Below are 26,495 nucleotides of genomic sequence, written 5' to 3' on the forward strand. Positions count from 1 at the left end.
AGCGTTTCAGCCTGCGTTGCATACGACGACCCCACTTCCGTTCATCAGCACACGAACAATCCCAGGGAGCTCGGCTTGTCCGCGGCTGCACTGTCGATCGGCGGCGGGTGCGGCACTCGCGGACTGCATCGCGGCGGCAACTGTTGGCAACAGCCCCATGGACTTCTGGAGATTGTCGATGGAGGGGAACGCTTCGCTGAGCAGTGCATCGATATCGGTCGTTGGCTCGATTCCCAGGCCCGCGAGTATCTGGTTGATGTTCCCCATCAACTTCGGACCGTAGCGGTCAGCCTTTTCGAACTCGTCGAGCACCGACATCGCAGAGTCGATAGGCCGCTCGACGTCGCGCAGGAACTCGATGATCTGCGGAGACTTTCCACCGAGCGTGTCACTGATCCGCGATAGATTCGCCACGAGCGTCGAGACAACCTGTTGGCGATCGGTCGCATATCGGCTCAGCTTGTCGACACTCGCCAGTAGCGGTTTGAGGCCGGAGCCGTCGCCCTGCAGCAAGGTGAGCGCGTTCGAAGTGAACGTGTTGATATCGGCGGGACTCAGTGTGCGCAAAGCGGGTTGAAGCCCGTTGAACAGCGTCGTGATGTCGAACGAGGGCACCGTGCGATCCGCGGGCACGTGGTCGACGCGCCGCCCGGACCCCTCGCCATCGATCACGTCGAGGTAGCGCACGCCCGAGAGATTCGCATACTTGACCGCGACCCTCGAACGGTCGGTGAGGTGATGAGAGCTGTCGATGGTGAAGTCGACTGTCGCCGAGCTGCGGGTACCCGATTGCGAGAGCTGCACGTCGGTCACCTTGCCCACGCGGACGCCACGGACACGTACGTCGGCGTTTGGCCGTAGTCCCGAGACGTCGGTGAAGTCGGCCGAGACGCCGTTGGTCGGTGACTCCGTCGGATTCTTGATCGCGTTTTGGATGAGGACGAACAGCAGTGCGGCCACCACGGCGGCGGCAATGAACCGAAGCAGGGGTGCAACCATACGGCGCGGAACAAGTCGAGTCAGACGCTGCATCAGTGCGAACCCCCTTGCCGGGCACCGAACGAGGTGATGGGGGTCTGCAGCACGGGAAGGGAGTCGAGCTCGACTCGCACGCGAAGCGTGCGTCCACCACCAGGTGACTGCGCGAACGCCCCGTCGAGTCGTTCCACGAGCGTCCGTAATGTCATCGGCGTCAGGGCGTTCTGTCCGATCGCGGGCAGGACCGACGCGACGTCCTGCACGATCTGCACCGTCGACGACAGGTTGCCCTCATTCGACTTCAACAACCCTCCGACGAGCGTGAAGAACTGATCGGCAATGGCTTTGAGCGCCGCCGCGTACCGCAGACGAACGTCGCGCCCCGCGGGCCGCATCTGACTCGCGTACAGACTCTGTCCGGAGTCGACGACCCCGTCGGCGAACGGCAGCAAAGCTGTGGCGATCGTGTTGTACTTCTCGACCAGCGGGGTCGGCAATGCGCGCTGCGTGCGTTGAACGGAGTCGGCGACAACGACTCCGGTATGGATGAGGGGTTGCAGCGCAGCGGAATACGCCAGAGTTCGCTTGATCGAGTCGACCAGCGGCGCCTGGAGTGAGCCACTCACGAACTCCGAACCGTTCTCGATCATCATCCCCATCGTGTAATCCGCTGCGGCGCCGGCGACCACGACGTCGTGTCCGGTCAGCAACGGCCCGCCCGTGCCCGGTCCGGAGATGTTCACCGCACTGACCCCGAAGTAGTTCTGTGGACGAAAGTCGAAGGTGAAATCCTTGCGCATCCCGGCCACGCTGTGCCGATCAACGTTCAACGTCATCTGTGCATCACCGGATGGTGCTGAACCGATGGAACTCACCTCACCGACGCGAACTCCGTTGAGTATCACGGGTGTTCCGGTTGTCACACCGATACCCAGGCGAGGAGTTTGTACGGAGAAGACGAGACGATTCGGATCGTCGCGCGTGAGTATCGGCCGCAAGAACACAACGGCGAGGATCACCACGACGAGCGCGATGACGAACGCGCAGCCCACACGACGCATCAAGCGCGCCTGCGACTCATCGGTGCCGATGAGGAAGCCCGAGTACATCATCACCCCTTGAAGATCAGGTCGGGATGCAGGCCCCACAGGACCAGCGTCATCACGAGATTCAGGACAATCGTCATCACGAGGCTTGCCCGGATGGCCCGGCCGGACGCTCGACCGACGCCCTCAGGACCGCCGTTGGCGAAAAATCCGTAGTAGCAATGGATCACGGTGATCACGGCACAGAACACCACCGCCTTGATCAACGAGTAGGTCACCTCGACCGGGTCGAGGAACTGGCTGAAGTAGTGGTTGTACGTGCCTGTCGGCGCGCCCCGAAAGAGCCGAACGAACAGACTGCACGTCAAGAACCCGATCGCCAGCGAGAGGAGGTATCCGGGAATCACGCACAGCATGCCCGCAATGAGTCGCGTTCCCACCACGAACGGAATGGACCGGATGCCCAACGTCTCGGTGGCGTCGATCTCTTCCGAAATCCGCATGGACCCGATCTCGGCCGTCATGCGACAACCGATCTGCGCCGCAAAGCCGATACCGGTCATGATCGGACCGATCTCGCGAATGTTGAAGAACGCCCCGACAACTCCTGTGAGTGGTCCGAAGCCGATGAGGTTCAAGCTGTTGTAGGCCTCGATGGCCACCGAGATGCCGATCGCGACGCCGAGGACCACGAGGAGCGAGATCACGCCGCCGTCGACGATGATCGAGCCTCGCCCCCAGGCCATCGTGTTCATCGTCCGCATTGTCTGTTTGCGGTAGTGCTTGACGGTGATCGGCAAATACATGATCGTCTGAGCCGTGAAGATGAGCCATCGCCCGATTCCTTCGTTGGCCGAGTACAGACGCTTCTTCATCGAGCCGAGCACACGCAGTGGGCGGTTGGCGTATGACGCTTGCGAGACCATGGACTACCCCACCTGACTCGGAAAGAACATCGACTGCACCTGAGTTGCAACAAGGTTGGTGATGAAGATGGCCACGAAGCCGAGCACGACCGACGCATTGACGGCGTCGGCGACACCGCGCGGACCGCCCTTGGCCTCGAGTCCACGCAAACTCGAGATGATCACGATCAACATGCCGAAGATGACGGTCTTGCCGATGGCGAAGTAGAGGTCGGTGCTTGAGGCGAATGCACCAAAGGACTGCCAGAAGCTACCCGGGACAACACCATTGACGGTCACGGCGAGCGAATATCCTGCAAGCACCGCTGATGCAACGATCACGACGCACAGGATCGGCGAGATCAGCAGAATCGCAATGAACCGGGGCAGCACCAGGCGCTGTACCGGATCGACGCCCATGACCCGCATCGCGTCGATTTCCTCTCGAATCGACCGGGCTCCGAGATCGGCCGCGATCGCGGACGCCGCTGCACCTCCCATCAGAAGACCAGCAGCCATCGGGGCACCCTGCTGGATGACCGCGATGCCACTCGCCGCGCCGGCCAGCGACTTCGCGCCAACCTGATTGACAATCGCGCCGACCTGCACCGAGATCTCGGTACCGAACGGCAAGGCGATCAGCACTGCGGGAAAGGCGGTGACACTGAGCAAGAACCACGCTTGCTGCAACGCTTCCAACATGGGCAATCGGAGTTGCAGAGTGGCAGACACCCCGTAGCGGATGACGCTGGCTCCCAACCGCACCGCGCGACCCATGGTTGCCATGGACTGGCGCGGAACGGTTGTCAGGTAGCGAATGATTCTGTCGCCGAGCAGCTTTAACCTGGCCGGCGGCACCGGTGGCGCGCTCGTGTCAGCGACTTCGTACTGGACTATCGACATTAGGGGTGGCACCTTCAGACGAATTACACAGTCGGGCAGCAGAATAGGTGATCAGTGACCGATCGCCGCACCTCTCGGCGAACGCACTTTTTAACCGAAGTTAACAGATTACGTGTGACGCACACCACCCCGAGCCGATTGGGCGCCTGCCTCACCGCGCGTGTGGACGACGCGATCCGGAATGGGCATGGCCAGCATCATGATCTCGTTCTCGGTGTACGAGCGACCCGGGTGAGCCGAGGCCAGGTGAGACCCGACTGCATCGATGAAATCCTCATCGACCGCGGCAATCATTTCGCCGCAAGGACAGTTCAATTGGTAAGCCATTGTCAATCCTCTCGGCGTAGGGCTCCGTCGGCGCTGCGCATCAATTCGATGGTGGAGGGCTAGAATCAAGACGTAGCGCCTTTTCGATCAAGGAGTATGCGTGGCGATTGTCAACCGGCAGGACTACTTTGATGCCGCGCTCGAACATCTTGCGAAATCGGGACATGCGAGCCTTCGTCTGACCTCACTGTGCCGGTCCCTTGGCGTGACGACCGGTTCTTTCTACAACTGGTTCAAGGACTGGAACGACTTCGTGGAGCAGTTCCTCGAGTACTGGCAGTCCGAACAGACCCTCAGCGTGACCGCGCAGGCCGACAAGATCCCCGATCCTCACGAACGGCTCGACGCGATGGTCGAACTGTCGCAAGAGATCCCGCACGACGCCGAAGTGGCTGTCCGCGCCTGGTCGTCGACCGACCCTCGTGTCGCCACGGTCCAATCGACCGTGGACGACCTGAGGCTCTCCCTGATCGAACGAACCCTGCGCGACCTTGGTCTCGCCCAACCGCTCGCCCACCGATGCGCAGCACTCGGTCTGAGCATCGTCATCGGACATCAGCATCTCGACACAGCACAGATGCGGTGGTCTCTCGAGCAGTTCAATGCGCTCGTGTACGTTCTCGCCGCCGCCAGCCGCGACCAGTGAACTCAATTGACCGTACACGGCATCGATTTCACCGATCGGATCAGGCAGCCTGTCAGATATTCGGGTTCGCCGACGCGTAAATCGGGGACTCGATGTAGTAACTGACCGAAGATTTCGGTGAGCTGGATCTTCGCTACGAAGTTGCCCATACAGAAGTGCGGGCCTCTGCCGCCGAACCCGACATGCGGATTGGGGTTGCGGGTGATGTCGAATTCGTGGGGGCGGTCGAACACCGCGTCGTCCCGATTTCCAGACGGATAGACCAGAACCACCCAATCACCCTCGTGCAGTTGCTGTCCCGCGAGTTCCACGTCTTCGGTTACCGTACGGCGAAACGTCACCACGGGAGAAGCGAAACGCACAAACTCCTCGACAGCCGTCGCTATCTGACCGTCGAAGTCCGACATCAGGAGCTCTCGTTGGTCAGGGAAATCCTGAAATGCCTTGGTTATCAGGGTCGTCGTGTTACGCGTGGTGTCGTTGCCCGCGACCGACAAGAGCACAAAGAACGCCCCGATCTCGTCGTCGGTCAGGCGTTCGCCGTCGACCTCCGCCTCGACCAGTGCCGACATGAGGTCTCCGCAGGGATCAGCGCGTCTGCGGGCCGCGAATTCAATGCCGATGATCAGCAGCTGGACGAGCGCGTCGTTGAGCAACTCCATCGGCTGCCGTCCCGCCGCGACGTCTTCGTCGTTCCATGCCACCATCTCCTCGGCGTAGAACGCGGCTCGCTCCCGAAGGTCTTCTTCGAGGCCGAGCATCTCGTAGATCGTCCACATCGGCAGCCGCTTCGACACGAGGGTGACGAAGTCGCCCTCCCCCGCTGCAATCAGGTCGTCAACGATAGTCGTTGCCTGCGAGTGGATCTGGTCTCTGATGAGAGCGACGCGCTTGGGAGTGAACGCCGAACTGATCACTTTCCGCAGCCGATTGTGCTTCGGGTCGTCCATCCCCAGGAACGACGAGGCAGCCTCCAGTACGTCTTCCGGCAGATCCTCCATCGTCACACCACGCGCCGAGCTGAAGATCTCCGGCTTCCTGCTTATGTGAGTGATCAACTCGTGCGACGTCGCCACCCAGATCCCATCGATGTCCGGGGTGAGCAAGCCGCCCTTCATCGGTCGATGCCACGACAGCGGGCGCTCGTGTCTGAGCACTTCGAAAACCTTGTCGCGCTCCTCGGCCGTTCGTGACCAGAATTCGAGCTCCGAGATGTCGAGGGGATCGTATTGTCGACCGATGAGCGTGCTGGTCATGCTGTGACCTCCTGATTCGCGTAGCTCTCGACGAGTTTGCGCTTGAGCAGTTTTCCCGTTGGTGTGCGCGGGATTTCATCGACGAAGTCGACGGTGCGCGGCACCTTGAACTTGGCCACCCGCGAGCCGACGTAGTCGATGAGTTCCGCTTCGACATCGGCTCCCGGTTCGATCCCGGGTTTGAGCTGCACGACGGCTTTCACCTGTTGACCCATCTCCGTGTCGGGAACCCCGATCACCGCGACGTCGAAAATCTTGGGATGCATGGTGAGAGCGTTTTCGACTTCTTGCGGGTAGATGTTCACACCGCCCGAGATGATCACGAACACTTGGCGGTCGGCGATGAACAGATAGCCGTCGTCGTCGAGATGACCAAGGTCCCCGACCGTCGTCCACGTCGCGTGTGTGGGATGTGTTGCCTTGTCCGTCTTTTCCGGATCCTTGTGGTACGAGAACGGACGCACGTCACGTTCGAAGTAGATCGTCCCCACCTCACCGGCAGGCAGTTCAGTACCTTCCTCATCACAGATGTGGACGACGCCGAGCCCCTTCTTGCCCACCGAACCCGGCTTGGCAATCCACTCAGGGGTGGAGATGAAGTACATGCCATGTTGTTCGCTCGCACCGTAGTACTCGAACAACACAGGCCCCCACCAGTCGATCATCGCCTGCTTGACCTCAGGCGGACACGGCGCAGCCGCATGAACGGCCATACGGACCGAAGACGTGTCGTACCCGCTGCGAACGGAGTCGTCGAGCTGAAGCATGCGCACGAACATCGTCGGTACGAACTGCGCGCTGGACGCGATAGCGCGCTATCGCGTCCAGCGCGCTCTCGGGCGAGAACTTCGCCATCTGAATCACCGTGCCGCCCAAAGCCTGGACCGAACCCGCCCATTTCAGGGGTGCCGCGTGATAGACCGGCGCCGGTTGAAGATAAACATCCTCGGGCCCGACCCCGAACATGGCGGCCATCATCGCAGTGATCGGCTCACCCGGCTCGTCGACCTGGATGTCCAGCAGCGCAGGTCGTATCCCCTTCGGACGCCCGGTGGTGCCGGACGAATACAGCATGTCCGAACCTCGCGGCTGATCCGTCAACCGAGTCGCACTGCTCTCCACCACATCTCGGTATGGGCGGTACCCCTCGATGTCACCGCCGACGGCAAAGCGGTGCTCGACCGCGGGTGTGAGTTCTACAACGGCACCAGCAATATCCGACAGACCCGCAGACGCGAACAGCACCTTGGCGTCGGAGACGTTGACGATGAACGCGACCTCGTCCGAGGTGAGATGCCTGTTGATCGGTGTGATGTACAGGCCGGAACGAATTGCGGCCCAGTAGATTTCGTAGCATTCGTTGGTGTTCTCGGAGAGCAACGCGATGACATCACCCTTCCGAAGACCGAGGGCGAATAGCTCTGCAGCAATCGCCGCCGACCGCTCGTCGAGTTGCCGATACGTCAGCACCTCGCCCGTCTCGTAGGTGATGACTGCCGGCTTGTCCGGCGTGGCCTGTGCGACTGTTCCTGGAAACATTGACTCGACTCCTCGACGCTAAACCAGCAGATCCTCGCGGCCATCCGCCTTCAACCTGTCGACGTAGGCCGGAATGAGGCGCTTGGTGAGGGGCGCGAGCTTCAGCAGTGAAGTGATGTCTCCGCTCACCTTCACCTTGCCCTTGGCCATCGCCAGCGGAAGGTTCACCTTGCCCTGCCAGTACGCGTTCCCAGTGTCGGCAGACATCTTCATCTCGGCGGCATCCACCGATGCACCGTCGGCCCGCGAGACCGTCGCATTGCCCAGGTCGACGATCAAGCTGACCTCCGGGTCGGAGTAGGTCGTCTGCAGCTTCGCGCCCGTTGCTCGGAGTTTCGGTCCCAGTTCCGGATCCGCGAACGCATCCTGGAAGATTCCTCCGAGGTACTTTTCGACTTCGTCCGCGTTCGCGAATGCCACGATGCTCTCCTTGCCTGATGGGCTGTCGCCTGTATGGGTGATCTGGGCCAACGCCGATGTTCAGCGTGATCCGCGTCTCAAACATAACTATCGTTACGTAGTCCTGTCACTACTTTTGGCGAGATTTTTGACTCAAACTTCAAAACTGGCACGCCGTCAGGAGGATTTGCAGGAACTCGCCTGGATGTCCTCGCTCTTCGAAATCGCCAGTTCAACAGCCATGTGCGGCTGCCCGATCGGGTCGCAGCCAACCAGTCGAAACAGCTTCAGCGAAACGCGAAGAGAGAGCCCGGTGCGCCCACGTCGCGCTGGCACGGATCACTGTTGTCAGTAACGCTCGTCATCTTTTCCGCGCCCTGGCGCGTAGGTCGGATGATTCCGGCGGCAAATCCTGCCGCTCTTCGTCGAAGGGGCGGCCCGCGAGTCGATTGTGACCCTTGACACGTCGGATCGAGTGAATGTACGTTCATTCACTATGAAGTCCGAGTCACTCCGTCTCGGCGACCACCTTCGCGAAGGAGCACCGACATGAGCTACGGCACCACCGAATACGAAGACATCGAGTACGTCGTGGAGGGCCCGACGGCGGTCATCACGATGAACCGCCCGCAGCGCTACAACGCATTTCGCGCCAAGACCGTCGAGGAGATGATCAACGCCTTCCGACGCGCCTGGGCCGACCGCAACGTGCAGGCCGTGATCCTGACCGGCGCCGGAGAGAAGGCCTTCTGCACCGGTGGCGACGTCAAGCAGCGCGCCGAGACCGGCGACTACGGGCCGTCGGAGTCGGGCATGTTCGAGATCGGGAACCTGCACAAGGTGATCCGCGACATCCCCAAGCCAGTCATCGCGGCGGTCAACGGACTCGCCATCGGCGGCGGACACGTGCTGCATGTGCTGTGCGACCTGACCATCGCCGCAGACACCGCACGCTTCGGCCAGTCGGGCCCCAAGGTCGGCTCATTCGACGCCGGATTCGGCTCGGCCTACCTGGCACGAGTCGTCGGCGAGAAGCGGGCGCGCGAGATCTGGTACCTGTGCCGCCAATACGACGCCGCCACCGCTGAGCGTTGGGGCCTGGTGAACTGGGTCGTCCCGGCGGCAGATCTGCTCGACGAGGCCAAGAAGGTCGCTGCCGAGATCGCTGAGAAGTCGCCGACGACCCTGCGCTTCCTCAAGCAGAGCTTCAACGCGGACTCCGACCATCAGGCCGGACTCTCCAATCTCGCGATGAGTGCACTGGACCTCTTCACCCACTCCCCCGAGGGACTCGAGGGAGCAACAGCTTTCGCCGAAAAGCGCGCACCCGACTTCAACAAGTACGTCGGCGCCTGACCGCAGCAACCACAGACCACAGGAGCAAAACCCATGAGCACCAACCCCATCGCCGTCGTCACCGGCGCAGGATCAGGTATCGGTAAGGCCATCACCCTCGCATTCGCCGAGCAGGGCACCACAGTCGTCGCGGCCGATCTCGACCTCGACGCCGCCAAGCGCACCGCTGAGCAGAACTCCGCCATCGTGCCGATGTCCGTCGACGTCGCCGATCGCGCCACTGTCGACGCACTGCGCGACGCCGTCAATGCCGAAGTCGGTATCGCCGACATCCTCGTCAACGCCGCAGGATGGGACCGCACAGACCAATTCCTCAATGCGAGCACCGAATTCGCGGAGAAGGTCGTCGCTATCAACTACCTCGGACCGGTCCACATGGCGAGCGCCTTCCTGCCGGGAATGGTCGAGGCGTCGAAAACCGAAGGCTGGCAGGGCGGCCGGGTGATCAACCTTGCCTCCGATGCCGGACGAGTCGGCAGCGCAGGCGAATCCATCTACGCGGGCGCCAAGGGCGGCGTGATCGCCTTGAGCAAGTCGCTCGCACGCGAAATGGCTCGTCACCAGATCACCGTGAACGCCGTGTGCCCCGGCCCCACCGACACCCCGCTTTTCCAAGCTCAGCCCGACAAGCTCAAAGAGGCCCTCGTCAAAGCGATTCCGTTCCGACGACTGGCCCGTCCCGACGAGGTCGCAGCGCCCGTTCTGTTCTTCGCCTCCCCCGCGGCGTCGTTCATCACCGGCCAGGTGATCAGCGTCAGCGGCGGACTCACAATGGCCGGCTAGGGCCAACCCCGAGGTCACTGGAGATCATCATGAGCACCCTCGACAGTCACGACGCCGCAACACCGTACGTCTACGACGCAGCACAGTATCGCTCGTTCTTCGAGCACGAGTTCACGTATCTGAACGGCTTCCGCCGCAACGTCTCCCGATACGCGCACACCACCGCGATGATCGACCCGACGACCGATACCGAGTGGACGTACGCAGAGCTCGGCGCCGCCGTGGACTCGTTGGCCGCCGGCCTCGCGGCCCACGGTGTCGGCGACGGCGACGTCGTCGGATATCAGTTGTTCAACGGTCCCGAGTTCGCGCAGCTCTACCTCGCCACCCAGGCAGTAGGCGCCGTCGGATCACCGATGAACTTCCGGTTGGCCGCAGGCGAGACGGCTGTCATCCTCGACGTGAGCAGGCCATCGGTCTACATCTACGACACCGAACTCACCGACATGGTGTCCACGGCGATCGAGCGCGCGGAGCACACCCCAGAGGTCCTGATCGGCGTGGGCACAGGCACTCTCGTCAACGGCCCGCGGTCGATCCGATTCACCGACCTGCCGGCCGACGCTCCTGCACCGCGGACAACCCGCGGCGTGTTCGACGAGACCACCCGGCTCTACACCTCCGGCACCACCGGCATGCCCAAAGCGGTGCCGATGAACAGCGCGATCGAGATCTTCTCGGCGCACGACGTGATCATGCATTTCCCGCTCTCGCCGGAGGATCGCACGCTGAACATGACTCCGTGGTTTCACCGGGGCGGACTCTATTGCGCCGGACCCAATCCCACGTTCTACCTCGGATCGTCGCTGGTACCGATGCGTGTGTTCGACGCAGCGACGACACTCGACTGGGTCGAGCGCTACGGACTGACATTCCTCATCGGTGCGCCGACCAACCTCGCGATGCTCGCCGCCGAGCAGCAACGTCGTCCGCGCGACCTATCCAGCCTGAACGGAATCGTCACCATGGGCGCTCCCCTCGAACGCGACGCAGCACTGCTCTATCAGCGGGTACTCACCCCCAGGATCTTCAACGGATACGGTAGCACCGAAGGGTTCTGGAACACCTTCCTGCGCCCCACGGACCTGCCGGCGCACGCCGGAACGGCCGGGCGTGCCTGCCTCGACGACGACGTGCGCGTGGTCCACGTCCGCGACGACGGACGGCTGGCCGACCCGGACGACGTCGTCGCACGAGACGGCGACGAGGTGGGCGAGGTGATCATCCGTTCGCCGAAATGTGCTGCGGCGTACTTTGATTCACCTCAGCAGGAGAAGGCGAAGTACAACGGTAGCTGGCTGCACATCGGTGATCTCGCCACCTGGGACGTCGACGAGTTCGTCACGATCGTCGGACGTAAGGACGACATGCTCATCTCCGGCGGCGAGAACGTGCATCCGGTACAGGTCGAGGAGGCGCTCAACGGCCATCCGGCGGTTTCGGATTCGCTCGTCGTCGGGGTTCCCGACGATCGGTGGGGTCAACTCGTCGTCGCCTACATCGTGCCCGTCGACGGCGCCCACCCGTCCCCTGAGGAACTCGACGACTTCTGCCGTGAGCATCCGATGCTCTCGCAGTTCAAACGTCCACGCGCCTATCGCATCGTCGAGTCGCTACCTGTTTCCGCGACCGGCAAGAAACTCCATTACCGGGCAACCACATCCGCTGCCGCCGAGATGACAGCCGGCGAATTCGATGCCCCCGCAACCCTCACAACGTCGACCACCAACGGAGCCGCCCGATGAGCACCACCGCCAGCACGAAGTTTTCCGCACTCGACCCCCTCAACCTCGATCTCGGATACTCCGACGACGAACTGGCCGTGCGCGATTCGGTCCGCGGATTTCTCGCCGAGGCCGTGACCCCGTACATCGCCGACTGGTTCGAGGAGGGCGGAATCCCGATAGCGCGCGAGCTGTTCAAGCAGTTCGGTCAGCTCGGCGTTCTCGGCATGCACCTCGACGGATACGGCTGCGGCGGAGCGTCGTCGGTACATTACGGGCTGGCAAGCCTCGAACTCGAGGCGTGCGACTCGGGCATCCGGTCGATGGTCTCGGTGCAGGGTTCGCTCGCGATGTTCTCGATCTACAACAACGGCAGCGAAGAACAAAAGACGCAGTGGCTGCCGTCCATGGCCGAGGGCACCACCGTCGGCTGTTTCGGCCTGACCGAACCCGACGCCGGATCAGACCCCGCGTCGATGAAGACGCGCGCCAGGCGCGACGGCGACGACTGGATACTCGACGGCCGCAAGATGTGGATCACCAACGCCCCCATCGCCGACGTGGCCGTCGTCTGGGCGCAGACCAACCTCCCCGACGGCGGCGTGGGTGTGCGTGGCTTCATCGTGCCCACCGACACACCGGGTGTTTCGACGCCGGAGATCAAGCACAAGGCGTCGCTGCGGGCGTCGACCACCGGTGAGATCGTCCTGGACAACGTGCGACTGCCCGCGGACGCGCTGATGCCCGGGAACGACGACCTGCACAAGAGCAGGGGAATCAAAGGGCCGCTCTCGAGTCTCACCGAGGCCAGGTACGGAATCATCTGGGGATCGATCGGTGCGGCTCGCACTGCCTGGGCGGCAGCACTCGAGTATGCCACGCAGCGAACACAATTCGGCAAGCCGATCGCAGGATTCCAACTGACACAGGCGAAGCTCGCCGACATGGCCGTCGAACTGCAGAAGGGCCAGTTGCTGGCATACCACCTCGGACGCCTGAAGGATTCGGTCGGGCTGCGTCCCGACCAGGTCAGCTTCGGCAAACTCAACAACACCCGTGAGGCCATCAAGATCTGTCGCACGGCGCGAACCATATTGGGCGGCAACGGCATCTCGCTCGAATACCCCGTGATCCGACACATGGTGAACCTCGAATCGGTGCTCACCTACGAGGGCACCCCAGAGATGCACCAACTCGTCCTCGGCCAGGCCTTCACCGGCCAGAACGCCTTCCGCTGAACGGAGACTCCCCATGAGCGCACTCACCCACGACATCGAGCACAAGCAATTCCGCGACACCGCAGCACGATTCGTCGCCGAGCAGATCACTCCCTCCCACGAGAACTGGGAAATTGCGGGCCAATGGGACCGCAGCCTGTTCACCGAGGCGGGAAAGAACGGGCTGATCGGATTCGAGGTCGACGAGCAATTCGGCGGGCCAGGCGTCGACGACTTCCGGTACAACGCAATCCTGATCGACGAGATCGCTCGTACCGGCGCGGCCGCCGAAGCGATCGCGTTCTCACTACAGAACGACGTCGTACTTCCCTACCTCACTGAGCTGACCACCGACGAGCAGAAGGCGCGCTGGCTACCAGGCGTCGTCAGCGGGGAGACCGTGCTCGGCATCGCGATGACGGAGCCGGGGGCGGGCAGCGACCTCTCCGGCATCACCACGTCGGCGGTCCACGACGGCGATCACTACGTGGTCAACGGGTCGAAGACGTTCATCTCCAACGGCCGCAACGGCGACCTGTTCGTCGTCGCGACGAGGACGAGTGCGGACAAGCACAAGGGACTCACTCTGCTCGTCGTCGACGCTGCCACAACGGGTTTCGAGCGTGGCCGCAATCTCGACAAGATCGGGCTGCACGCACAGGACACCAGCGAGCTCTCCTTTCACGATATGCGGGTGCCGGTCGCGAACCGACTCGGAGAGGAGGGCGAGGGCTTCTACCAACTGGTGAGAAACCTTCCGCAGGAACGACTCTCGCTGTCCGTGGGCGCCATCGCTGCCGCCGAGGGTGTTTTCGCCCGCACCCTGGAGTACGTGAAGGAGCGCACGGCGTTCGGTTCGCCGATCGCGTCGTTCCAGAACACCCAGTTCGTCTTGGCCGAGCTCGCAACCGAACTCGACATCGCACGGACGTTCCTCGACGACTGCATCGCAGAACACGTCCGGGGAGAACTGAGCGCTGCACGGGCGGCGCGGCTGAAGTGGTGGGCAACCGAACTGCAGGTCCGGACCGCGGACCGGTGCCTGCAACTGCATGGCGGATACGGCTACATGCGGGAGTATCCGGTGGCACGAGCGTTCGTCGACGCGCGCATCCAGACCATCTACGGCGGGACGTCGGAGATCATGAAGACCATCATCGCCAAAGATCTGGGGATCTGAGCAGCTACAGTGATGAACGGTGATTCACCGTTCGATGGAGGAGGAGTACTCGTGGCGAAATCCGCAACCGCACGCTCGACGTCGGATCTGGCCGTCGAAGATGCGGTGCGCGCGGTCCGGGTCTCGTCACGTCGACGACAGTTGCTCGACGCCGCCGTCGCCGTCATGGAGCGCACCGGGTTTCACCAGATGTCGATGCAGGCGCTCGCCGACGAGGCGCAGGTCAGCGTCGGATTGTTCTACAAGTATTTCGGGTCCAAGGAGGACATCCTCCTCGCCGCGATCGTCGACATCCTGGAGAAGTTCCGCGATCAGTTGCAACCAGCGATGGACCTCGCGGGCGACGACCCCGTCGAACAACTCATCGCCGGTTTCCGGCAGTATGCGCGGATCGTCGACGAGAATCGGGACGCCGTCGTGCTGACGTATCGGGAGAGCCGGACGCTCGACGCCGAGGGTCGGGACCAGATCAAGCAGCTCGAGGTGGAGACGTCGGCGCCGATGCGCGACGCAATCACTGCAGCAATAGAGAACGGGTCGATGAAGGCGGACGTCGACGTCGACCTCGCGGTGTTCGATCTGATGATGCTCGCGCACGGGTGGGCGCTCAAGCACTGGCATTTCGCGCCCGCGCTGACGATCGACGAGTACGCGACGGCACAGCTGCGGTTCGCGCTGCCGGCGCTGGTCGTCGGAGATCGGCTCGGCGGGTACCTGGCCGCGCTGTAGGGGGTGGTCTCGACAAGCTCGACCAGCGGTGAGGGCTCGATCGGCGGTGGGGTGGTCTCGACAAGCTCGACCAGCGGGGAGGGCTCGACCAGGGGAGATGCCGACCGCGACTCTTGTCTGGTCAAGCCCTTTTTTCGCTGGTCGAGCTTGTCGAGACCGGCTAGGCGGAGTCCGATGGCTCGGCGACGGGGCGGTCGGATCGGCCGCGCGAGGACAGCCAGAGCGAGAGCACCCAGGTGCACAGCCCGACCCACACGGCGCCGAACAGCCAGCCGGCGAGGACGTCGGTGGTCCAGTGGACGCCGAGATAGATGCGGGTCAGGCCGACGAGAATCGATATCACCGGCGCGAGCACCAGCGTCCAGGGATGCGCGCGCACCCACGGAATCACCCGGTACGCCGCGACGGCGATGAGTCCGTACACAACCATCGTCATCATCGAGTGGCCCGAGGGAAACGAGTAGCTCTCGATGTGGAGGAGCCGGTCGTCGCGCGGGGGCCTCTCACGCCTGACGAGATGTTTGAGGATCACCATCAACGACGCTCCGAGGAGCGAACCCAACCCGACGTACACGGCCTCGGTCACGTGCTTGCGGACGGCGAGCGCGATCACGACGAGTGTCGCGACGATCCAGAGGGTGATCGTGTTGCCGAACACCGTGACGACGTGCGCGAGGCCGGTCAGTGGCGCGGTGCGGTGGTCGACGACCCACGTGGTGATGTGTTGGTCGACGTCGGTGATCTGCACGATCATTCTCGCCACACTACCGACGATGCCCGCCGATCAGCGGTGAATGTGTGTCGTGTTGAAGGATGTGGGTGCTGCAGCGCACACATCTTTACGTAGGACACACATTCAGCGGCGGGGTGGGCTCAACCAGCGGGCTGCGTGGCGGCGAGGGCGCGGCTGATGACGAGGCGCTGGATCTGGTTGGTGCCCTCGAAGATCTGGGTGATCTTGGCTTCGCGCATGAACCGCTCGACGCGGAAGTCGCGGGTGTAGCCGTAGCCGCCGAGCACCTGGACGGCGTCGGTGGTGACCTTCATCGCGGCGTCGGTGGCGATCAGCTTGGCGGTGGCAGCGGCGCGCGAATACTGTTGTCCCGCATCGCGACGTCGCGCGGCGTCGAGGTAGGTCGCGCGGGCTGAGTCGACGGCGGCGGCCATGTCGGCGAGTAGGAAGCCGAGGCCCTGATGGTCGATGATCTTGCGGCCGAACGTGGTTCGTTCGTGTGCGTAGTCGACGGCGGCGTCGAGTGCTGCCTGTGCGAGGCCGGTGGCGACGGCCGCGATGCCGAGTCGGCCGGAATCCAGTGCAGAGAAGGCGATCTGGAGTCCCTGGCCCTCGGCGCCGAGTCGACGTCCCTCCTCGATGAAGGCGTCGTCGTAGTGCGCCGAGGTGGTGGGCACCGCGGCAAGGCCCATCTTCTCTTCGGGTTTGCCGAACGAGAGGCCGACGGTGTCGCGGGGAACGAGGAAGCACGAGATGCCCTTGGAGCCTTCGCCTGTCCGCGCGAACAGGTTGTAGACATCGGCGATGCCGCCGTGGGTGATCCACGCCTTGGCGCCGGTGACGGAGTATCCGCCCTCGGCGGGCTCGGCTTTGCAGTTGAGTGCAGCGGCGTCGGATCCGGCCTGTGGCTCCGACAGACTGTACGCGCCGATCAGCTTGCCCTCCAACAGATCCGGGAGCCACTGCTGCTTCTGCTCGTCGGTGCCGAAGGTGAACAACGGGTGGCAGGCGAGGCCGTGCACGCTGGTCGCGACGGCAACCGACGCCCAGCGCGCGCCGAGTTCTTCGAGCACCTGCAGGTACACCTCGTAGGGTTGGCCGCCGCCTCCCCACTCCTCGGGATAGGGCAGACCGAGGAGTCCCGCCTCGCCCATCTCGGCGAACAGGCCGTCTGGATACCGCTCGGCCTTCTCGTACTCGTCGACGATGGGGAGGAACTTCTTGTCGGCGAAATCCCTGGTCAGCGCGATCAGATCACGGGCCTCGTCGGTGGGTAGGAGACGGTCGACGGGCATGAATCCTCCGATGGTGCGTGACCTGGACTGCGAACAGTGCCTACAGCGAACAGTACTCAGGTACTCTTCCTAGTACTATTCGAGCGAGAATGCAATGCTCCCGCCACAGCCCAGGAGGTGACCGATGACCCGAGCCGAGCTCGCGACGCGGCGTCGAACCGAGTTGTTCGACGGCCTGCTCGCGCTGATGCTCGACGACGGCTTCGCACACCTCCAGATCGCCGACCTCGCAGCGCGCCTGCACTGTTCACGCTCGACGCTCTACACCCTGGCCGGCAGCAAGGAACAGCTCGTCACCAAGACGGTCACCCATTTCTTCCGCACGGCGACCGAACAGGTCGAGTCGCGAGTCGACGGCGTCGCGACGTCGCGCGACGCCGTCGTCGAGTATCTGATCGCGGTGGGCGATGCGCTCTCGCCCGCATCCGCGCAGTTCATGGCAGACCTGCACGCCTTCGCCCCGACGCGCGAGCTCTACGAGCAGAACACCGCAGCAGCCGCTGCACGCGTGCGAGAACTGATCGCCGCGGGGGTGGCCGCGGGCGAATTCCGTGACGTCGACGCCGCTTTCGCGGGCGACCTCGCGGCGACGATGATGAGTCGCATCCAACGGCGCGACGTCGAAGCACACACCGGCCTCGACGACGCGCAGGCCTACCGGCAGCTCGCGTCGATACTCACGCGCGGGATCGACGTCGACCGAGGTTAGCGCCGTGCGCGGCGTCGAAGGTGAGTGATGCCGCGGTCGTCGATCCACCAGTTGACGGACATGTCGACGCCCTCCCCGCCGTCGCGGGCGACGGTGACGACCAGGTCGTCGTGGACTCTGACTTCGCCGTCCACTGCGCGCCCGGTGAGCGCGGTGAAGAGCACAGCATCGGTGTCTGCCGCGGTCGACGGCTCGCCCTCGGAAGCGACGACGGCGCTGAGTACCTCCGACGAGGTCGGAACGTCGAGAATGTCGGCGAGCAGCGCGGCGTCGTCAGCCAGACTCGCGCCGTCGGCGGCGAGCACCACCATCGCGTCGGCGTCGACGACCTGCACATGCCACGGGCGATCGATCACCACCGCGTCGGTGACCGCTCTGCCCGACACCGCGCGAACACGTTCCGGCACAGCGAGATCCATCGGTTCGACGATCCCGCGTCGGCACGCACGCACGATCGCGGCGTAGGTCGTCGACGCTGCGCCGGCCGACACGTCGCGCGCCGGATCGGCGAGATTGTGCAGCAGGGTGTCGGCATCGGCGACCGATTCGACGTCGCTGCCGCCGAGCGAAGCGGCGAGCGAGTCGGCGTACGGATGGTCGAGGACGTCGCGTACCCCTGCCAGCGCCGACTCCGACGGTGCGCGGTACCAGCCGAGTGCATGCCCGTCGATCTCCGCGTGATGACGCAACCACCACGCGGTGTAGCCCTGGCGGTCGGCCAGCACCGATTCGAGCGACTCGTCGCGAGCGAGGAGCGTCAGCGCCTCGGGCCAGCGCTCGTCGTCGACGAGATCGAGATCGCGCACCGCGGTGAGGGTTTCGGGGAGATCGGCGAGGCCGTCCCACCAGAGCTCCTCGTCGGGCAGGTCGTGATCCGGCGCGGTCGGGAACTCGTCGGAGACGGTCGTGAAACCCCACCCGACGCCGATCCTGCGCAGCACGTCGGCTCCGACACGCGCCACCAGCTCGTCGTCGACGATGCCGAACGGATGGTCGTCGACGAGCACGGAGAGCAGCGGGGCGTCCGGCAGCAGAAGTTCGTCGGCGCTGCGCCACTCGCCGTCGGCAGGTAACGCCATGCGCGACAACCACTCCGGTGCGGCAGCGGCGGGGTCCGCGACGAGCAGTTCGACGACCTCATCGAGAAGTGTCGAATCCTCGTCTTCGACCGCCTCCTCATCCTCGACGAGTGCGCGCAACCCGTCGTCGGCAAGCGCCTTCGCCACCGAGAGACGTTGCACACCAAGTCGTTCGAGGAGCGGGTGGTCGGCGTCCGGGTCGACGGTGCGAATCCACCGCAGTGGCCGCGACGTCGCGACAACGGAGAGCCCACGCGCGCCGATGTTCATGCGACCGTCCGCACGCGGGACCGGCAGCGCAGCCAGCTCCTCGACCTCGCGCGCCGTCGGAACGAGCGGCGCGAGCGCGGCGTAGAGCCGCTGCCACCAGGACGCGGGCCGGTCGACCCCGACGAGCCGGTCTGCAAGGGCCGCAAGCCCGATCGGCGTAACCCCCAGGCGTTCGAGCGCGACAAGCGAGCTGGACGTCGAGAGGTCGGGGTGCACGAGGTCGGCGAACAGATCACCGAGTACGTCGGCGAGTTCGTCTGTCAGTCCGACGAGAAGCGTCGCACGGGACGGCACGAGGTCGGAACCTTCGGCCGCGGGAAGCCATGGCGCGTCGCGCACTTCGTCGACGACCGCCTCGGTGAGCCGCGCGTCGTCGAGTCCCGCGATCCGATGCGACGCGGGTAGCAGAGCGAGCCGATCGGACGGTTCGACGACGCGCAACAAATCGGCGTAACCGGCTGCGGCAGAGGCGATGTCGACGTCGGGAAGTAGTCGACGTCGGTCCGGCGTCGGTGGCAGCGATGTGATGATTCTGGCGGGCAGCCCGAGCTCGATGTCGGTGGCCGTCGGCGCGTACAGCACTCCCCGCACCGGACGAGCGGCCACAGCTGCATCGGACTGCGGTGCGAGCCAACGGTTCACAACGCCGTCGCGCGTGTGTGTCACCTCCAGCCACGAGGCGTACACCCTCTCGGCACCATCGGCGTCGACGAACACACGCAGCCGTCGAGCACTACTGTCTGGGCCAAGCTGCGCAGCGTCTTCCTCTGCAGCGTCGAACTCCGTCCGCTCTATCCGAAAACTCCTGTCCGGCAGCGTGATCGACTCAACGGACTCGAGCGAGAGCAGTAGATCGGGCGCCTGCGCCGCAATGTCGGAGAGCAACGCTTCAGCGTCGACGTCCGGCGTCAACCCCAGCACGACGTCGGTGTCGAAGCCGGCTGCGGGCGCAGTGTCGACGGGCCACGCCAGGCGCAGCAACGGAACCGACGCGTCGTCGCGCAGCGAAATACCCGAATCCCGCACCGCGGCAACGGTATCGGCGCGGTCAAAGCGGATGGAGCCCGTCGTCGAGCGGATCTCGACATGGTCGGCGACGGTGGCGGTGGCCGTGAAGCCGACACCGTAGCGGCCGATCACACCTGCGGCGGTGTCGTCGGATTTCGCCGATGCCCGCAGCGCAACAAGCGAACGCACGCCATCTGCGCTCAGCGGAGCACCAGTGTTGGCGACGTGCAGTTCGCGGTCGTCGAGCCAGACGGCTATGCGCGCAGGCGAATTCGAGACGGCTGCCGCGTCTGCGGCGTTGACTGCGAGCTCGGTGAACAGTCGGTCGCGGTAGCCGACGGTGACCAGGTCGTCCTCGGCGTTACTGTCTTCGACCAGCCGGGTCGGCGACGAGCGCCAGGCGTCAAGAGTGGCTGCGCGCAGGCGCCCCGTCCCGAACGGGTCGTCGTTGTCGCGCCGGTCGGTCGTCAGGGTCGGCCGTTCTCAGACGATCTCGAGCACGCCGTCGTCGAATGCCTCGTACGCGGGCGATCCCTCGCCCCGATGCGGCTCGACGTCGGAGTGCGCGCCGCAGCCGTACTCGGCCGACACCACGCGGCCGTCTGCGGCGAGTTCGTTGGCGCACGCGCCGAACGCAGCCCGCAGCGCGCCGGAGAGGGGAATGTAGAAGCCACATGTCCCGCACGAGAACGGTGCGGCCTGAGCCATTTCCGACTCGGGACCGAAGTCGCCGTCGTACCAGCGTTGCGCGGCGTCGTCACGTCCCTCGCGGCTGAGTACGCGTCGTCGACCGAGTCCGAGTTCGCCCGCCACCTGCGCGACGTCGTCGTCATCGGCGAGGAACTCGTCGCCGGTGTCGATCTGGTTGGGCACCAACCGCGGGTCGTCGTCCTCGGCGGCGAGCACATCGCCGGGATGCAGATCGCCCGACTCGACGCGCTGCGACCACGGCAGCCAGTCGGGCGCGAGCAGCGCACCGTCGGCGGGTAGGAGCGCGGTCTCGCTGATCGTCACCTCGTCGCTGTTCGGGGAGCCCGCGACGACGACACACCACTGCCACCCCTGGTAGCCGGGGATGTCGGAGTCGAAGTAGTGGGCGACGGCCCACTCCCCCTCCGCGATGGCGGCGCGGTGGTCGCCCGGATGCTCCCCGTCGGCTTCGAGCGCTGAGCGAGCCGACTCGACGGCGTCGAGCAGGAGCTGGTTTCCGGTCACTGCGATCACTGTTCCAGTGTGCAATATCGACGCCGCGCCAGGCCAACCGCCCACCTCGACGCGCTGTGGCGCCCCACACGACCGACGGTTACGCCACACAGTCACACCGATGAGGAACAATTGATCAGGTGATCCGATGGAGGCGGGCCGACGGGGGCCGATCGAACGACGACCCCCCGACGACGCCAGTACCCGAGAGCGAGACCTCGCGCATCGACGAGTACAGCCGACGACGCCCAGCCGCCCACCCGGGCAGCGCGAACTATCCCGCGGGCGACGGCCGGCAACGCGGTCGTGCCCACGCATCCGTCGGCGACGCCTACCTGCCGCCCCGTACGCACAATCCGCACCTGCCTCCCCTCGACGAGTCGCCGACCGTCGGCGCGACGCGCGCGATGCCCGACGACTCCGCGGCCGCTGCGTCGGCCAAAGGTCCGAAGAAGATCACGGTCATGCGCGTGGCCGCGATGCGCGGACGCGAACTGACCGGGCGCGGCGTCGACAAGATCTATCAGGCCGCGACGGCCGACGGCGCCGACAAGTCGGGGCTGACGGCGCTGACCCTGCCGGTCATCGCCAACTTCGCCGTCGACGCCGCGATGGCCGTCGCACTGGCCAACACGCTGTTCTTCGCGGCCGCGACCGGCGAGTCGAAGACGAACGTCGCGCTGTATCTGGCGCTGACGATCGCCCCCTTCGCGCTGATCGCACCGGTGATCGGGCCCATGCTCGACCGTCTCCAACACGGTCGACGCATCGCGATGGCCACGACGTTCGGCCTGCGTACCGTGCTCGCGCTGCTCATCATCAGCAACGTCGCCTGGAACCCCGCCACGCAGCAACTGCAGTACGACCCATGGGTGCTCTACCCGTGCGCACTGGGTTTGCTGGTGCTCTCCAAGTCGTTCGGAGTGCTGAAGTCGGCGGTGACGCCACGTGTGGTGCCACCGAGCATCGACCTTCCGCGCGTCAACTCCCGACTCACGACGTTCGGGCTGATCGGCGGGACCATCATCGGTGGTGCGGTCGCCGCGCTGTTCGAGGTGGTGCTGGCCAGAGCGCTTCCGATCCACATCCCGGGTGCGATGGTGTGGCTGGCGATCATCTCGGTGGTCGGCGCCTACCTGTGCCTGCGCATCCCGTCGTGGGTCGAGGTCACCGAGGGCGAGGTGCCGACCACCCTGACCTACCACGAGCCGCATCAGCCGGAGGCCGGGTCGGGTTCGGGGCGCACATCCCGCGCAAGGCGCGGAGCACGCGAGATCGCCAAGACCATGCGCCAGCCGCTGGGCCGGACCGTCGTAGCCGGTCTGTGGGGCAACGGGACGATCCGCATCCTCACCGGCTTCATGACGCTCTACATCGCGTTCTACGCCAAGTCGCAGGGCTCGCACAGCGGGTGGATGCAACTCGCCTTGCTCGGCGCGGTCGGCGCGGCAGCCGGGGTCGGCAACGCGATCGGCAACGGGGTCGGGACTCGGCTGGAGCTGAAGAATCCCCCGAAGGTGATCGTGTGGGCGACCGCCGCCTGCTTCGTCGTCGCAGTGCTCGCCGCGATCTTCGGCAACGTCCTGCTCGCGGTGGTCGCGGGCTTCGTCGCATCCGGGACCAGCGCGATCGGCAAGGTGTGTCTCGATTCATCGATCCAGGACGACCTTCCCGAACGGTCGCGGGCGTCCGCCTTCGGTCGTTCGGAGACGGTCTTGCAGCTGTGCTGGGTATTCGGCGCCGCGCTGGGCGTGCTGCTTCCGCCGAAGCTGTGGATCGGGTTCACCGTCGTCGCCGTGCTCCTCGGCCTCGGGTTGGCGCAGACCGTGATGACCACTCGCGGGTCGACGCTGGTTCCCGGCTTCGGAGGCCACCGTCCCGACCAGGCGGCACCGACCGTCTCGTTCGCCGCCGCCGACACCACACGGTTCACCCACCCGACCGAGCGGGCTTTCCGCGCTGGTGAGCGACCCGAAACAGCCCACCCGAGACCCTCGGAAGCGCCCACCCGCCCCCAGCCGAGCAGACCGCCACACGGACCTGTCCACCCGAGCGGTCACGGCACAGGCCATCATTGAACCGTGCAATTCAACAGCGGTGAGAAGAAGGCAGTCGCGATCATCGCGATCGTGGCGGTGGTGTTCACGGGCGTGGTCGGCGGCATCGTGAGCGCTCTGGTCGTCGGCAAGCATCATGACGAACGCGGATATCTGCACGTCGCAATCGACGACCAACTCATCACCGTGAAGCCGACCGAATGGTGCGACGTACTGATGCAGAACTGCACGGCCGACCAGGACCAGGCGCTGCGCGGCCAACACGCTCCGTTGCCCATCGGGCAGAGCGCCATGCTGTCGGTGTCGGAGAACATTTCCGACCACCCGTGGCTGCTCTACCTGCTCTACGCCGACCGCAACGGAGTGATCATCAACCCCGACCCGACGCCCGAGTACAAGACGAGCGGATCGGCCTTCACCCTCGAATTGCCGTCACGGCCCGATCGGGTGCTGGTCAACATCGAGGTGCAGCCGCTGTCGGCGGTCGTCGTCGACGGCCAGTTCCAGGTTGCGCGCGGGGTGCTCGCACTGAACACCACACCGGACGGATTTCGCGTCAAGCAGCCGTCGCAGCAGAACCCGAGCGCGCCAAGCGAGCGTGTCGAGGAACCGTCGGCAACCGGATAGCGGGTCGGGTCAGGCGTCGAGTTCGCGGGCGACGGCCCGCACGACCTCAGAAATGCGCTGCGCCGTCTTGCGATCGGGGTAGCGCCCCTTGCGCAGGTCGGGCTGCACCTTGCCCTCGAGCAGGGTGATGAGGTCGGCGACCATGCCGTGCAACTCGTCGGGGCTGTGCCGCTTGGCCTGCTGTTCCTTGCGCGCGGCCTCGCGGGTGTTCTTCGCGACGCTCGGGGCGGGTTCGAGCACGGTCACGGTCAGTGCCTGCGGCCCACGACGACCGGCAGCCATGCCGAATTCGACGCGCTGGCCTGGCTTGAGAGCCTCGACGCCTTCGGGCAGCGCGGACGAGCGGACATAGACGTCCTCCCCGCTCTCCTGAGCAAGAAAGCCGAAGCCCTTCTCCGCGTCGTACCACTTCACCTTGCCGGTCGGCACTGTGCTCACCCTCATCTTCGCTCGGTCTCACCACCGCGGTCATCTACCGCAGCGGGTCTTGCCGTAACAACTGGCTTCTCGTTCACAACAGTTGCCCTGTCACAGCAAAAGACGCCCAACCCACGACAATCAGATGAGCAGGGCGCCTGGTTACCCACCATTCTAGCCAATGGCCTGCTGCACAGTCACCTCACATTCGGTCCGGAGCAGCGACTCTCGAATGTGTTCTACCGTTGAGGTATGCAGAAGAAATCGTCCACGGCTCTTCTCGTCCTCGCGGGGATCGTGTTCGGCGTCGGAATTGTCGCGCTGATCGTGCTGTTCGTGATGCCTGCCGTCGATGATGGCGGTACCGCTCCCACATGGGTCTACCTGCTGGCGATGTGCACTCCGATCGGTTTCCTCCTCGGCATCGTCTACGCGCTCCGCTCCGGGCGGCGCGTGAAATGACGAGTCAGGGCGACGCGAGCCGCAGTGCGTTCGGTGCTCTGTCGCCGGTGTCCGAGCCCGGCGCACTCAAGCGTGCATACAGCTGCTTTCCCACCGGAGTTGTCGCGGTGTGTTGCCTCGGCACCGCCGACGCCCCGCTCGGCATGGCGGCGTCGGCGTTCACGACAGTCTCACTCGACCCACCACTGGTCTCGGTCTGCGTACAGAACACCTCGACGACGTGGCCGCGGCTGCGCGAGGCACCCGCGCTCGGCGTGAGCGTGTTCTCGCACACGCAGTCGGCGCTGTGTCGTCAACTCGCCGGGCCCGCTGAACATCGATTCGACGGCACCACCCCGCAGGCCACAGACGACGGCGCGCTGTTCCTGCCCGACTCCGCGGCGCAACTGTCCTGCCACATTCACAGCGAGGTACCCGCAGGCGATCACACCGTCGTGTTGCTGCAGATAGACGCACTCGACTGCGATCCGGACGTCGAACCGCTCGTCTTTCACGCCAGCACGTTCCGTGCGCTCGAAGCACGCCCGCGACTGCAACCGACGACGACCGGGCCGACATGAGCATCATCGACCTCGGACTTCCGATCACCCCGCGCTCCACACGCGACGACGCGCCGTCGTCGGGGCCATTGCTCGACACGTTCGGTCGCGTTGCCTCTGATCTGCGGGTATCGGTGACCGACCGCTGCAATCTGCGCTGTACCTACTGCATGCCTGCCGAAGGTCTGGACTGGTTGCCGTCCGAGGATCTGTTGACCACCGACGAGTTCGTGCGGGTGCTCACCGTCGCCGTGCGCGACCTCGGTATCCGACGCATCCGCTTCACCGGCGGCGAACCGCTGCTGCGCCGCGACCTCGAGGAATTGATCGCCGCGGCGTCGAACATGCCCGAAGCGCCGGAACTCGCGCTGACCACCAACGGTCTGGGGCTGCGACACCGCGCACGAGCACTGGCCGACGCGGGCCTGCATCGCATCAACGTCTCGCTCGACACCATCGACCCCGCCCGCTTCGCGCAGATCACTCGCCGTGACCGGCTCTCCGACGTACTCGACGGGCTCGCCGCAGCCCGCGACGCGGGACTCCAGCCGGTCAAGGTCAACGCGGTCGTGCCGAACCGTGACGACCTCGCGGGCCTACCGGACCTACTGCGGTTCTGCCTCGACGAGGGCTACCAGCTGCGCATCATCGAACAGATGCCGCTCGACGCCGATCACCGGTGGGACCGCGGCGCGATGGTCACGGCGGACGAGATCCTCACGACGCTGCGTCGGACGTTTGATCTCGATCCCGATCCCCGCCCGCGCGGCGGGGCACCGGCGGCCACGTGGCTCGTGCGGGGGCACACCGACCCGACGGGACAGACAGCCCGCGTCGGGGTGATCGCGTCGGTGACGCGGCCATTCTGCGGTGACTGCGACCGCACCCGACTGACCGCCGACGGCGCCCTGCGCAACTGCTTGTTCGCCGACGCCGAGACGTCACTGATGCCCGCGCTGCGCGGTGGGCTCAGCGCAACCGCCCTCGACGCCGAGATCGCGCGACGCTGGCGCGGTGACATGTGGCACAAGGCCGCGGGACATGCGGTGAACACCACGGACTTTCGTCAACCCGACCGCCCGATGTCGGCCATCGGAGGGTGAGCGAC

24 protein-coding genes and 1 pseudogene are annotated in these 26,495 nt (G+C 64.9%); 13 read left to right on the top strand and 12 right to left on the bottom strand.

Going from position 1 to position 26,495, the window contains the following annotated elements; genetic code table 11:
* Window positions 1–6: 6 nt before the first annotated feature.
* The 4 genes from ACRVY7_RS03145 to ACRVY7_RS03160 are packed head-to-tail and all read right to left on the bottom strand — an operon-like array spanning window position 7 to window position 3,715.
* Window positions 7–1,032 (bottom strand): MlaD family protein, encoded by a 1,026-nt coding sequence (locus tag ACRVY7_RS03145; RefSeq protein WP_082938118.1) that lies wholly within the window; start codon window positions 1,030–1,032, stop codon window positions 7–9.
* Window positions 1,032–2,126, bottom strand: a complete 1,095-nt coding sequence (locus tag ACRVY7_RS03150; RefSeq protein WP_431815951.1) for an MlaD family protein — start codon at window positions 2,124–2,126, stop codon at window positions 1,032–1,034. The genes ACRVY7_RS03145 and ACRVY7_RS03150 overlap by 1 nt, the downstream gene beginning before the upstream one ends.
* A complete protein-coding gene (locus tag ACRVY7_RS03155; RefSeq protein ID WP_064870626.1) occupies window positions 2,090–2,950 on the bottom strand; it encodes an ABC transporter permease in 861 nt (286 codons plus the stop codon). The genes ACRVY7_RS03150 and ACRVY7_RS03155 overlap by 37 nt, the downstream gene beginning before the upstream one ends.
* A gap of 3 nt (window positions 2,951–2,953) precedes the next feature.
* Window positions 2,954–3,715 carry an MlaE family ABC transporter permease gene (locus tag ACRVY7_RS03160; protein WP_231894328.1) on the bottom strand — a complete coding sequence of 254 codons (762 nt, stop codon included), beginning with the start codon at window positions 3,713–3,715 and terminating at the stop codon, window positions 2,954–2,956.
* A gap of 544 nt (window positions 3,716–4,259) precedes the next feature.
* Here ACRVY7_RS03160 and ACRVY7_RS03165 point away from each other — a divergent pair.
* Entirely contained in the window at window positions 4,260–4,805 is a 546-nt protein-coding gene (locus tag ACRVY7_RS03165) for a TetR/AcrR family transcriptional regulator (protein WP_064870629.1), read from the top strand.
* 2 nt (window positions 4,806–4,807) lie between these two features.
* Here ACRVY7_RS03165 and ACRVY7_RS03170 read toward each other — a convergent pair whose 3' ends face one another.
* The 3 genes and pseudogenes from ACRVY7_RS03170 to ACRVY7_RS03180 all read right to left on the bottom strand — a co-directional run bounded on the left by ACRVY7_RS03170 (window position 4,808) and on the right by ACRVY7_RS03180 (window position 8,020).
* Window positions 4,808–6,061 (bottom strand): cytochrome P450, encoded by a 1,254-nt coding sequence (locus ACRVY7_RS03170; RefSeq protein WP_431815952.1) that lies wholly within the window; start codon window positions 6,059–6,061, stop codon window positions 4,808–4,810.
* Window positions 6,058–7,600 (bottom strand): annotated as a pseudogene (locus ACRVY7_RS03175) (acyl-CoA synthetase). Before ACRVY7_RS03175 ends, ACRVY7_RS03170 begins: the two are co-directional and overlap by 4 nt.
* 18 nt (window positions 7,601–7,618) lie before the next feature.
* Entirely contained in the window at window positions 7,619–8,020 is a 402-nt protein-coding gene (locus ACRVY7_RS03180; protein WP_064870631.1) for an SCP2 sterol-binding domain-containing protein, read from the bottom strand.
* A 528-nt stretch (window positions 8,021–8,548) separates the two neighbouring features.
* Between ACRVY7_RS03180 and ACRVY7_RS03185 the strand changes: the two genes are divergently transcribed.
* The 6 genes from ACRVY7_RS03185 to ACRVY7_RS03210 are packed head-to-tail and all read left to right on the top strand — an operon-like array spanning window position 8,549 to window position 14,988.
* The gene (locus ACRVY7_RS03185) at window positions 8,549–9,355 is read left to right on the top strand and encodes an enoyl-CoA hydratase-related protein (protein WP_431815953.1); all 807 of its coding nucleotides are present in this window, start codon (window positions 8,549–8,551) and stop codon (window positions 9,353–9,355) included.
* Window positions 9,356–9,388: 33 nt separating this feature from the next.
* The gene (locus tag ACRVY7_RS03190; protein ID WP_431815954.1) at window positions 9,389–10,138 is read left to right on the top strand and encodes an SDR family NAD(P)-dependent oxidoreductase; all 750 of its coding nucleotides are present in this window, start codon (window positions 9,389–9,391) and stop codon (window positions 10,136–10,138) included.
* Window positions 10,139–10,167: 29 nt separating this feature from the next.
* Window positions 10,168–11,883: a class I adenylate-forming enzyme family protein gene (locus ACRVY7_RS03195; RefSeq protein WP_431815955.1), complete on the top strand. Its 1,716-nt coding sequence runs from the start codon at window positions 10,168–10,170 to the stop codon at window positions 11,881–11,883.
* On the top strand, window positions 11,880–13,100 hold the full coding sequence (locus ACRVY7_RS03200; RefSeq protein WP_431815956.1) for an acyl-CoA dehydrogenase family protein: 1,221 nt from the start codon (window positions 11,880–11,882) through the stop codon (window positions 13,098–13,100). Before ACRVY7_RS03195 ends, ACRVY7_RS03200 begins: the two co-directional genes overlap by 4 nt.
* Before the next feature lie 13 nt (window positions 13,101–13,113).
* On the top strand, window positions 13,114–14,259 hold the full coding sequence (locus ACRVY7_RS03205) for an acyl-CoA dehydrogenase family protein (RefSeq protein ID WP_431815957.1): 1,146 nt from the start codon (window positions 13,114–13,116) through the stop codon (window positions 14,257–14,259).
* Between the two features lie 51 nt (window positions 14,260–14,310).
* Window positions 14,311–14,988 carry a TetR/AcrR family transcriptional regulator gene (locus ACRVY7_RS03210; protein ID WP_064861411.1) on the top strand — a complete coding sequence of 226 codons (678 nt, stop codon included), beginning with the start codon at window positions 14,311–14,313 and terminating at the stop codon, window positions 14,986–14,988.
* Between the two features lie 160 nt (window positions 14,989–15,148).
* Here ACRVY7_RS03210 and ACRVY7_RS03215 read toward each other — a convergent pair whose 3' ends face one another.
* Window positions 15,149–15,742, bottom strand: a complete 594-nt coding sequence (locus ACRVY7_RS03215; RefSeq protein ID WP_431815958.1) for a phosphatase PAP2 family protein — start codon at window positions 15,740–15,742, stop codon at window positions 15,149–15,151.
* Between the two features lie 119 nt (window positions 15,743–15,861).
* Complete coding sequence (locus ACRVY7_RS03220; protein ID WP_431815959.1) at window positions 15,862–17,016, bottom strand: acyl-CoA dehydrogenase family protein; 1,155 nt, start codon at window positions 17,014–17,016, stop codon at window positions 15,862–15,864.
* A gap of 124 nt (window positions 17,017–17,140) precedes the next feature.
* Here ACRVY7_RS03220 and ACRVY7_RS03225 point away from each other — a divergent pair, with 124 nt between their 5' ends.
* The gene (locus ACRVY7_RS03225) at window positions 17,141–17,725 is read left to right on the top strand and encodes a TetR/AcrR family transcriptional regulator (protein ID WP_431815960.1); all 585 of its coding nucleotides are present in this window, start codon (window positions 17,141–17,143) and stop codon (window positions 17,723–17,725) included.
* Here the strand turns inward: ACRVY7_RS03225 and ACRVY7_RS03230 are convergent.
* Window positions 17,722–20,553, bottom strand: coding sequence for a sacsin N-terminal ATP-binding-like domain-containing protein (locus tag ACRVY7_RS03230; RefSeq protein ID WP_431816385.1), 2,832 nt, complete (start codon window positions 20,551–20,553; stop codon window positions 17,722–17,724). The genes ACRVY7_RS03225 and ACRVY7_RS03230 overlap by 4 nt on opposite strands.
* 12 nt (window positions 20,554–20,565) lie before the next feature.
* Complete coding sequence (locus ACRVY7_RS03235) at window positions 20,566–21,306, bottom strand: DUF3027 domain-containing protein (protein ID WP_049697812.1); 741 nt, start codon at window positions 21,304–21,306, stop codon at window positions 20,566–20,568.
* Between the two features lie 119 nt (window positions 21,307–21,425).
* Here ACRVY7_RS03235 and ACRVY7_RS03240 point away from each other — a divergent pair, with 119 nt between their 5' ends.
* Window positions 21,426–23,363, top strand: coding sequence for an MFS transporter (locus tag ACRVY7_RS03240; RefSeq protein WP_431815961.1), 1,938 nt, complete (start codon window positions 21,426–21,428; stop codon window positions 23,361–23,363).
* A gap of 3 nt (window positions 23,364–23,366) precedes the next feature.
* Window positions 23,367–23,969 (top strand): DUF2771 family protein, encoded by a 603-nt coding sequence (locus ACRVY7_RS03245; protein WP_270483351.1) that lies wholly within the window; start codon window positions 23,367–23,369, stop codon window positions 23,967–23,969.
* 9 nt (window positions 23,970–23,978) lie between these two features.
* Here the strand turns inward: ACRVY7_RS03245 and ACRVY7_RS03250 are convergent, their stop codons facing one another.
* Window positions 23,979–24,398, bottom strand: coding sequence for a cold-shock protein (locus tag ACRVY7_RS03250; protein ID WP_005203493.1), 420 nt, complete (start codon window positions 24,396–24,398; stop codon window positions 23,979–23,981).
* Between the two features lie 240 nt (window positions 24,399–24,638).
* On the opposite strand from ACRVY7_RS03250, the gene ACRVY7_RS03255 reads away from it, so the two are divergent.
* The 3 genes from ACRVY7_RS03255 to moaA are packed head-to-tail and all read left to right on the top strand — an operon-like array spanning window position 24,639 to window position 26,490.
* Window positions 24,639–24,848: a hypothetical protein gene (locus ACRVY7_RS03255; RefSeq protein WP_431815962.1), complete on the top strand. Its 210-nt coding sequence runs from the start codon at window positions 24,639–24,641 to the stop codon at window positions 24,846–24,848.
* The gene (locus tag ACRVY7_RS03260) at window positions 24,845–25,408 is read left to right on the top strand and encodes a flavin reductase family protein (protein WP_270483354.1); all 564 of its coding nucleotides are present in this window, start codon (window positions 24,845–24,847) and stop codon (window positions 25,406–25,408) included. The genes ACRVY7_RS03255 and ACRVY7_RS03260 overlap by 4 nt, the downstream gene beginning before the upstream one ends.
* Window positions 25,405–26,490 carry a GTP 3',8-cyclase MoaA gene (gene moaA, locus ACRVY7_RS03265; protein ID WP_431815963.1) on the top strand — a complete coding sequence of 362 codons (1,086 nt, stop codon included), beginning with the start codon at window positions 25,405–25,407 and terminating at the stop codon, window positions 26,488–26,490. The genes ACRVY7_RS03260 and moaA overlap by 4 nt, the downstream gene beginning before the upstream one ends.
* Window positions 26,491–26,495: the final 5 nt, after the last annotated feature.

Source organism: Gordonia jacobaea, assembly GCF_965344965.1.
Lineage (GTDB): Bacteria > Actinomycetota > Actinomycetes > Mycobacteriales > Mycobacteriaceae > Gordonia > Gordonia jacobaea.

Coding starts and splice junctions, on each gene's coding strand:
- ACRVY7_RS03145 (WP_082938118.1), bottom strand. CDS start 1,032: ATGCAGCGTCTGACTCGACTTGTTCCGCGCCGTATGGTTGCACCCCTG.
- ACRVY7_RS03155 (WP_064870626.1), bottom strand. CDS start 2,950: ATGGTCTCGCAAGCGTCATACGCCAACCGCCCACTGCGTGTGCTCGGC.
- ACRVY7_RS03160 (WP_231894328.1), bottom strand. CDS start 3,715: ATGGCAACCATGGGTCGCGCGGTGCGGTTGGGAGCCAGCGTCATCCGC.
- ACRVY7_RS03170 (WP_431815952.1), bottom strand. CDS start 6,061: ATGACCAGCACGCTCATCGGTCGACAATACGATCCCCTCGACATCTCG.
- ACRVY7_RS03185 (WP_431815953.1), top strand. CDS start 8,549: ATGAGCTACGGCACCACCGAATACGAAGACATCGAGTACGTCGTGGAG.
- ACRVY7_RS03190 (WP_431815954.1), top strand. CDS start 9,389: ATGAGCACCAACCCCATCGCCGTCGTCACCGGCGCAGGATCAGGTATC.
- ACRVY7_RS03195 (WP_431815955.1), top strand. CDS start 10,168: ATGAGCACCCTCGACAGTCACGACGCCGCAACACCGTACGTCTACGAC.
- ACRVY7_RS03200 (WP_431815956.1), top strand. CDS start 11,880: ATGAGCACCACCGCCAGCACGAAGTTTTCCGCACTCGACCCCCTCAAC.
- ACRVY7_RS03205 (WP_431815957.1), top strand. CDS start 13,114: ATGAGCGCACTCACCCACGACATCGAGCACAAGCAATTCCGCGACACC.
- ACRVY7_RS03215 (WP_431815958.1), bottom strand. CDS start 15,742: ATGATCGTGCAGATCACCGACGTCGACCAACACATCACCACGTGGGTC.
- ACRVY7_RS03220 (WP_431815959.1), bottom strand. CDS start 17,016: ATGCCCGTCGACCGTCTCCTACCCACCGACGAGGCCCGTGATCTGATC.
- ACRVY7_RS03225 (WP_431815960.1), top strand. CDS start 17,141: ATGACCCGAGCCGAGCTCGCGACGCGGCGTCGAACCGAGTTGTTCGAC.
- ACRVY7_RS03255 (WP_431815962.1), top strand. CDS start 24,639: ATGCAGAAGAAATCGTCCACGGCTCTTCTCGTCCTCGCGGGGATCGTG.
- ACRVY7_RS03260 (WP_270483354.1), top strand. CDS start 24,845: ATGACGAGTCAGGGCGACGCGAGCCGCAGTGCGTTCGGTGCTCTGTCG.
- moaA (WP_431815963.1), top strand. CDS start 25,405: ATGAGCATCATCGACCTCGGACTTCCGATCACCCCGCGCTCCACACGC.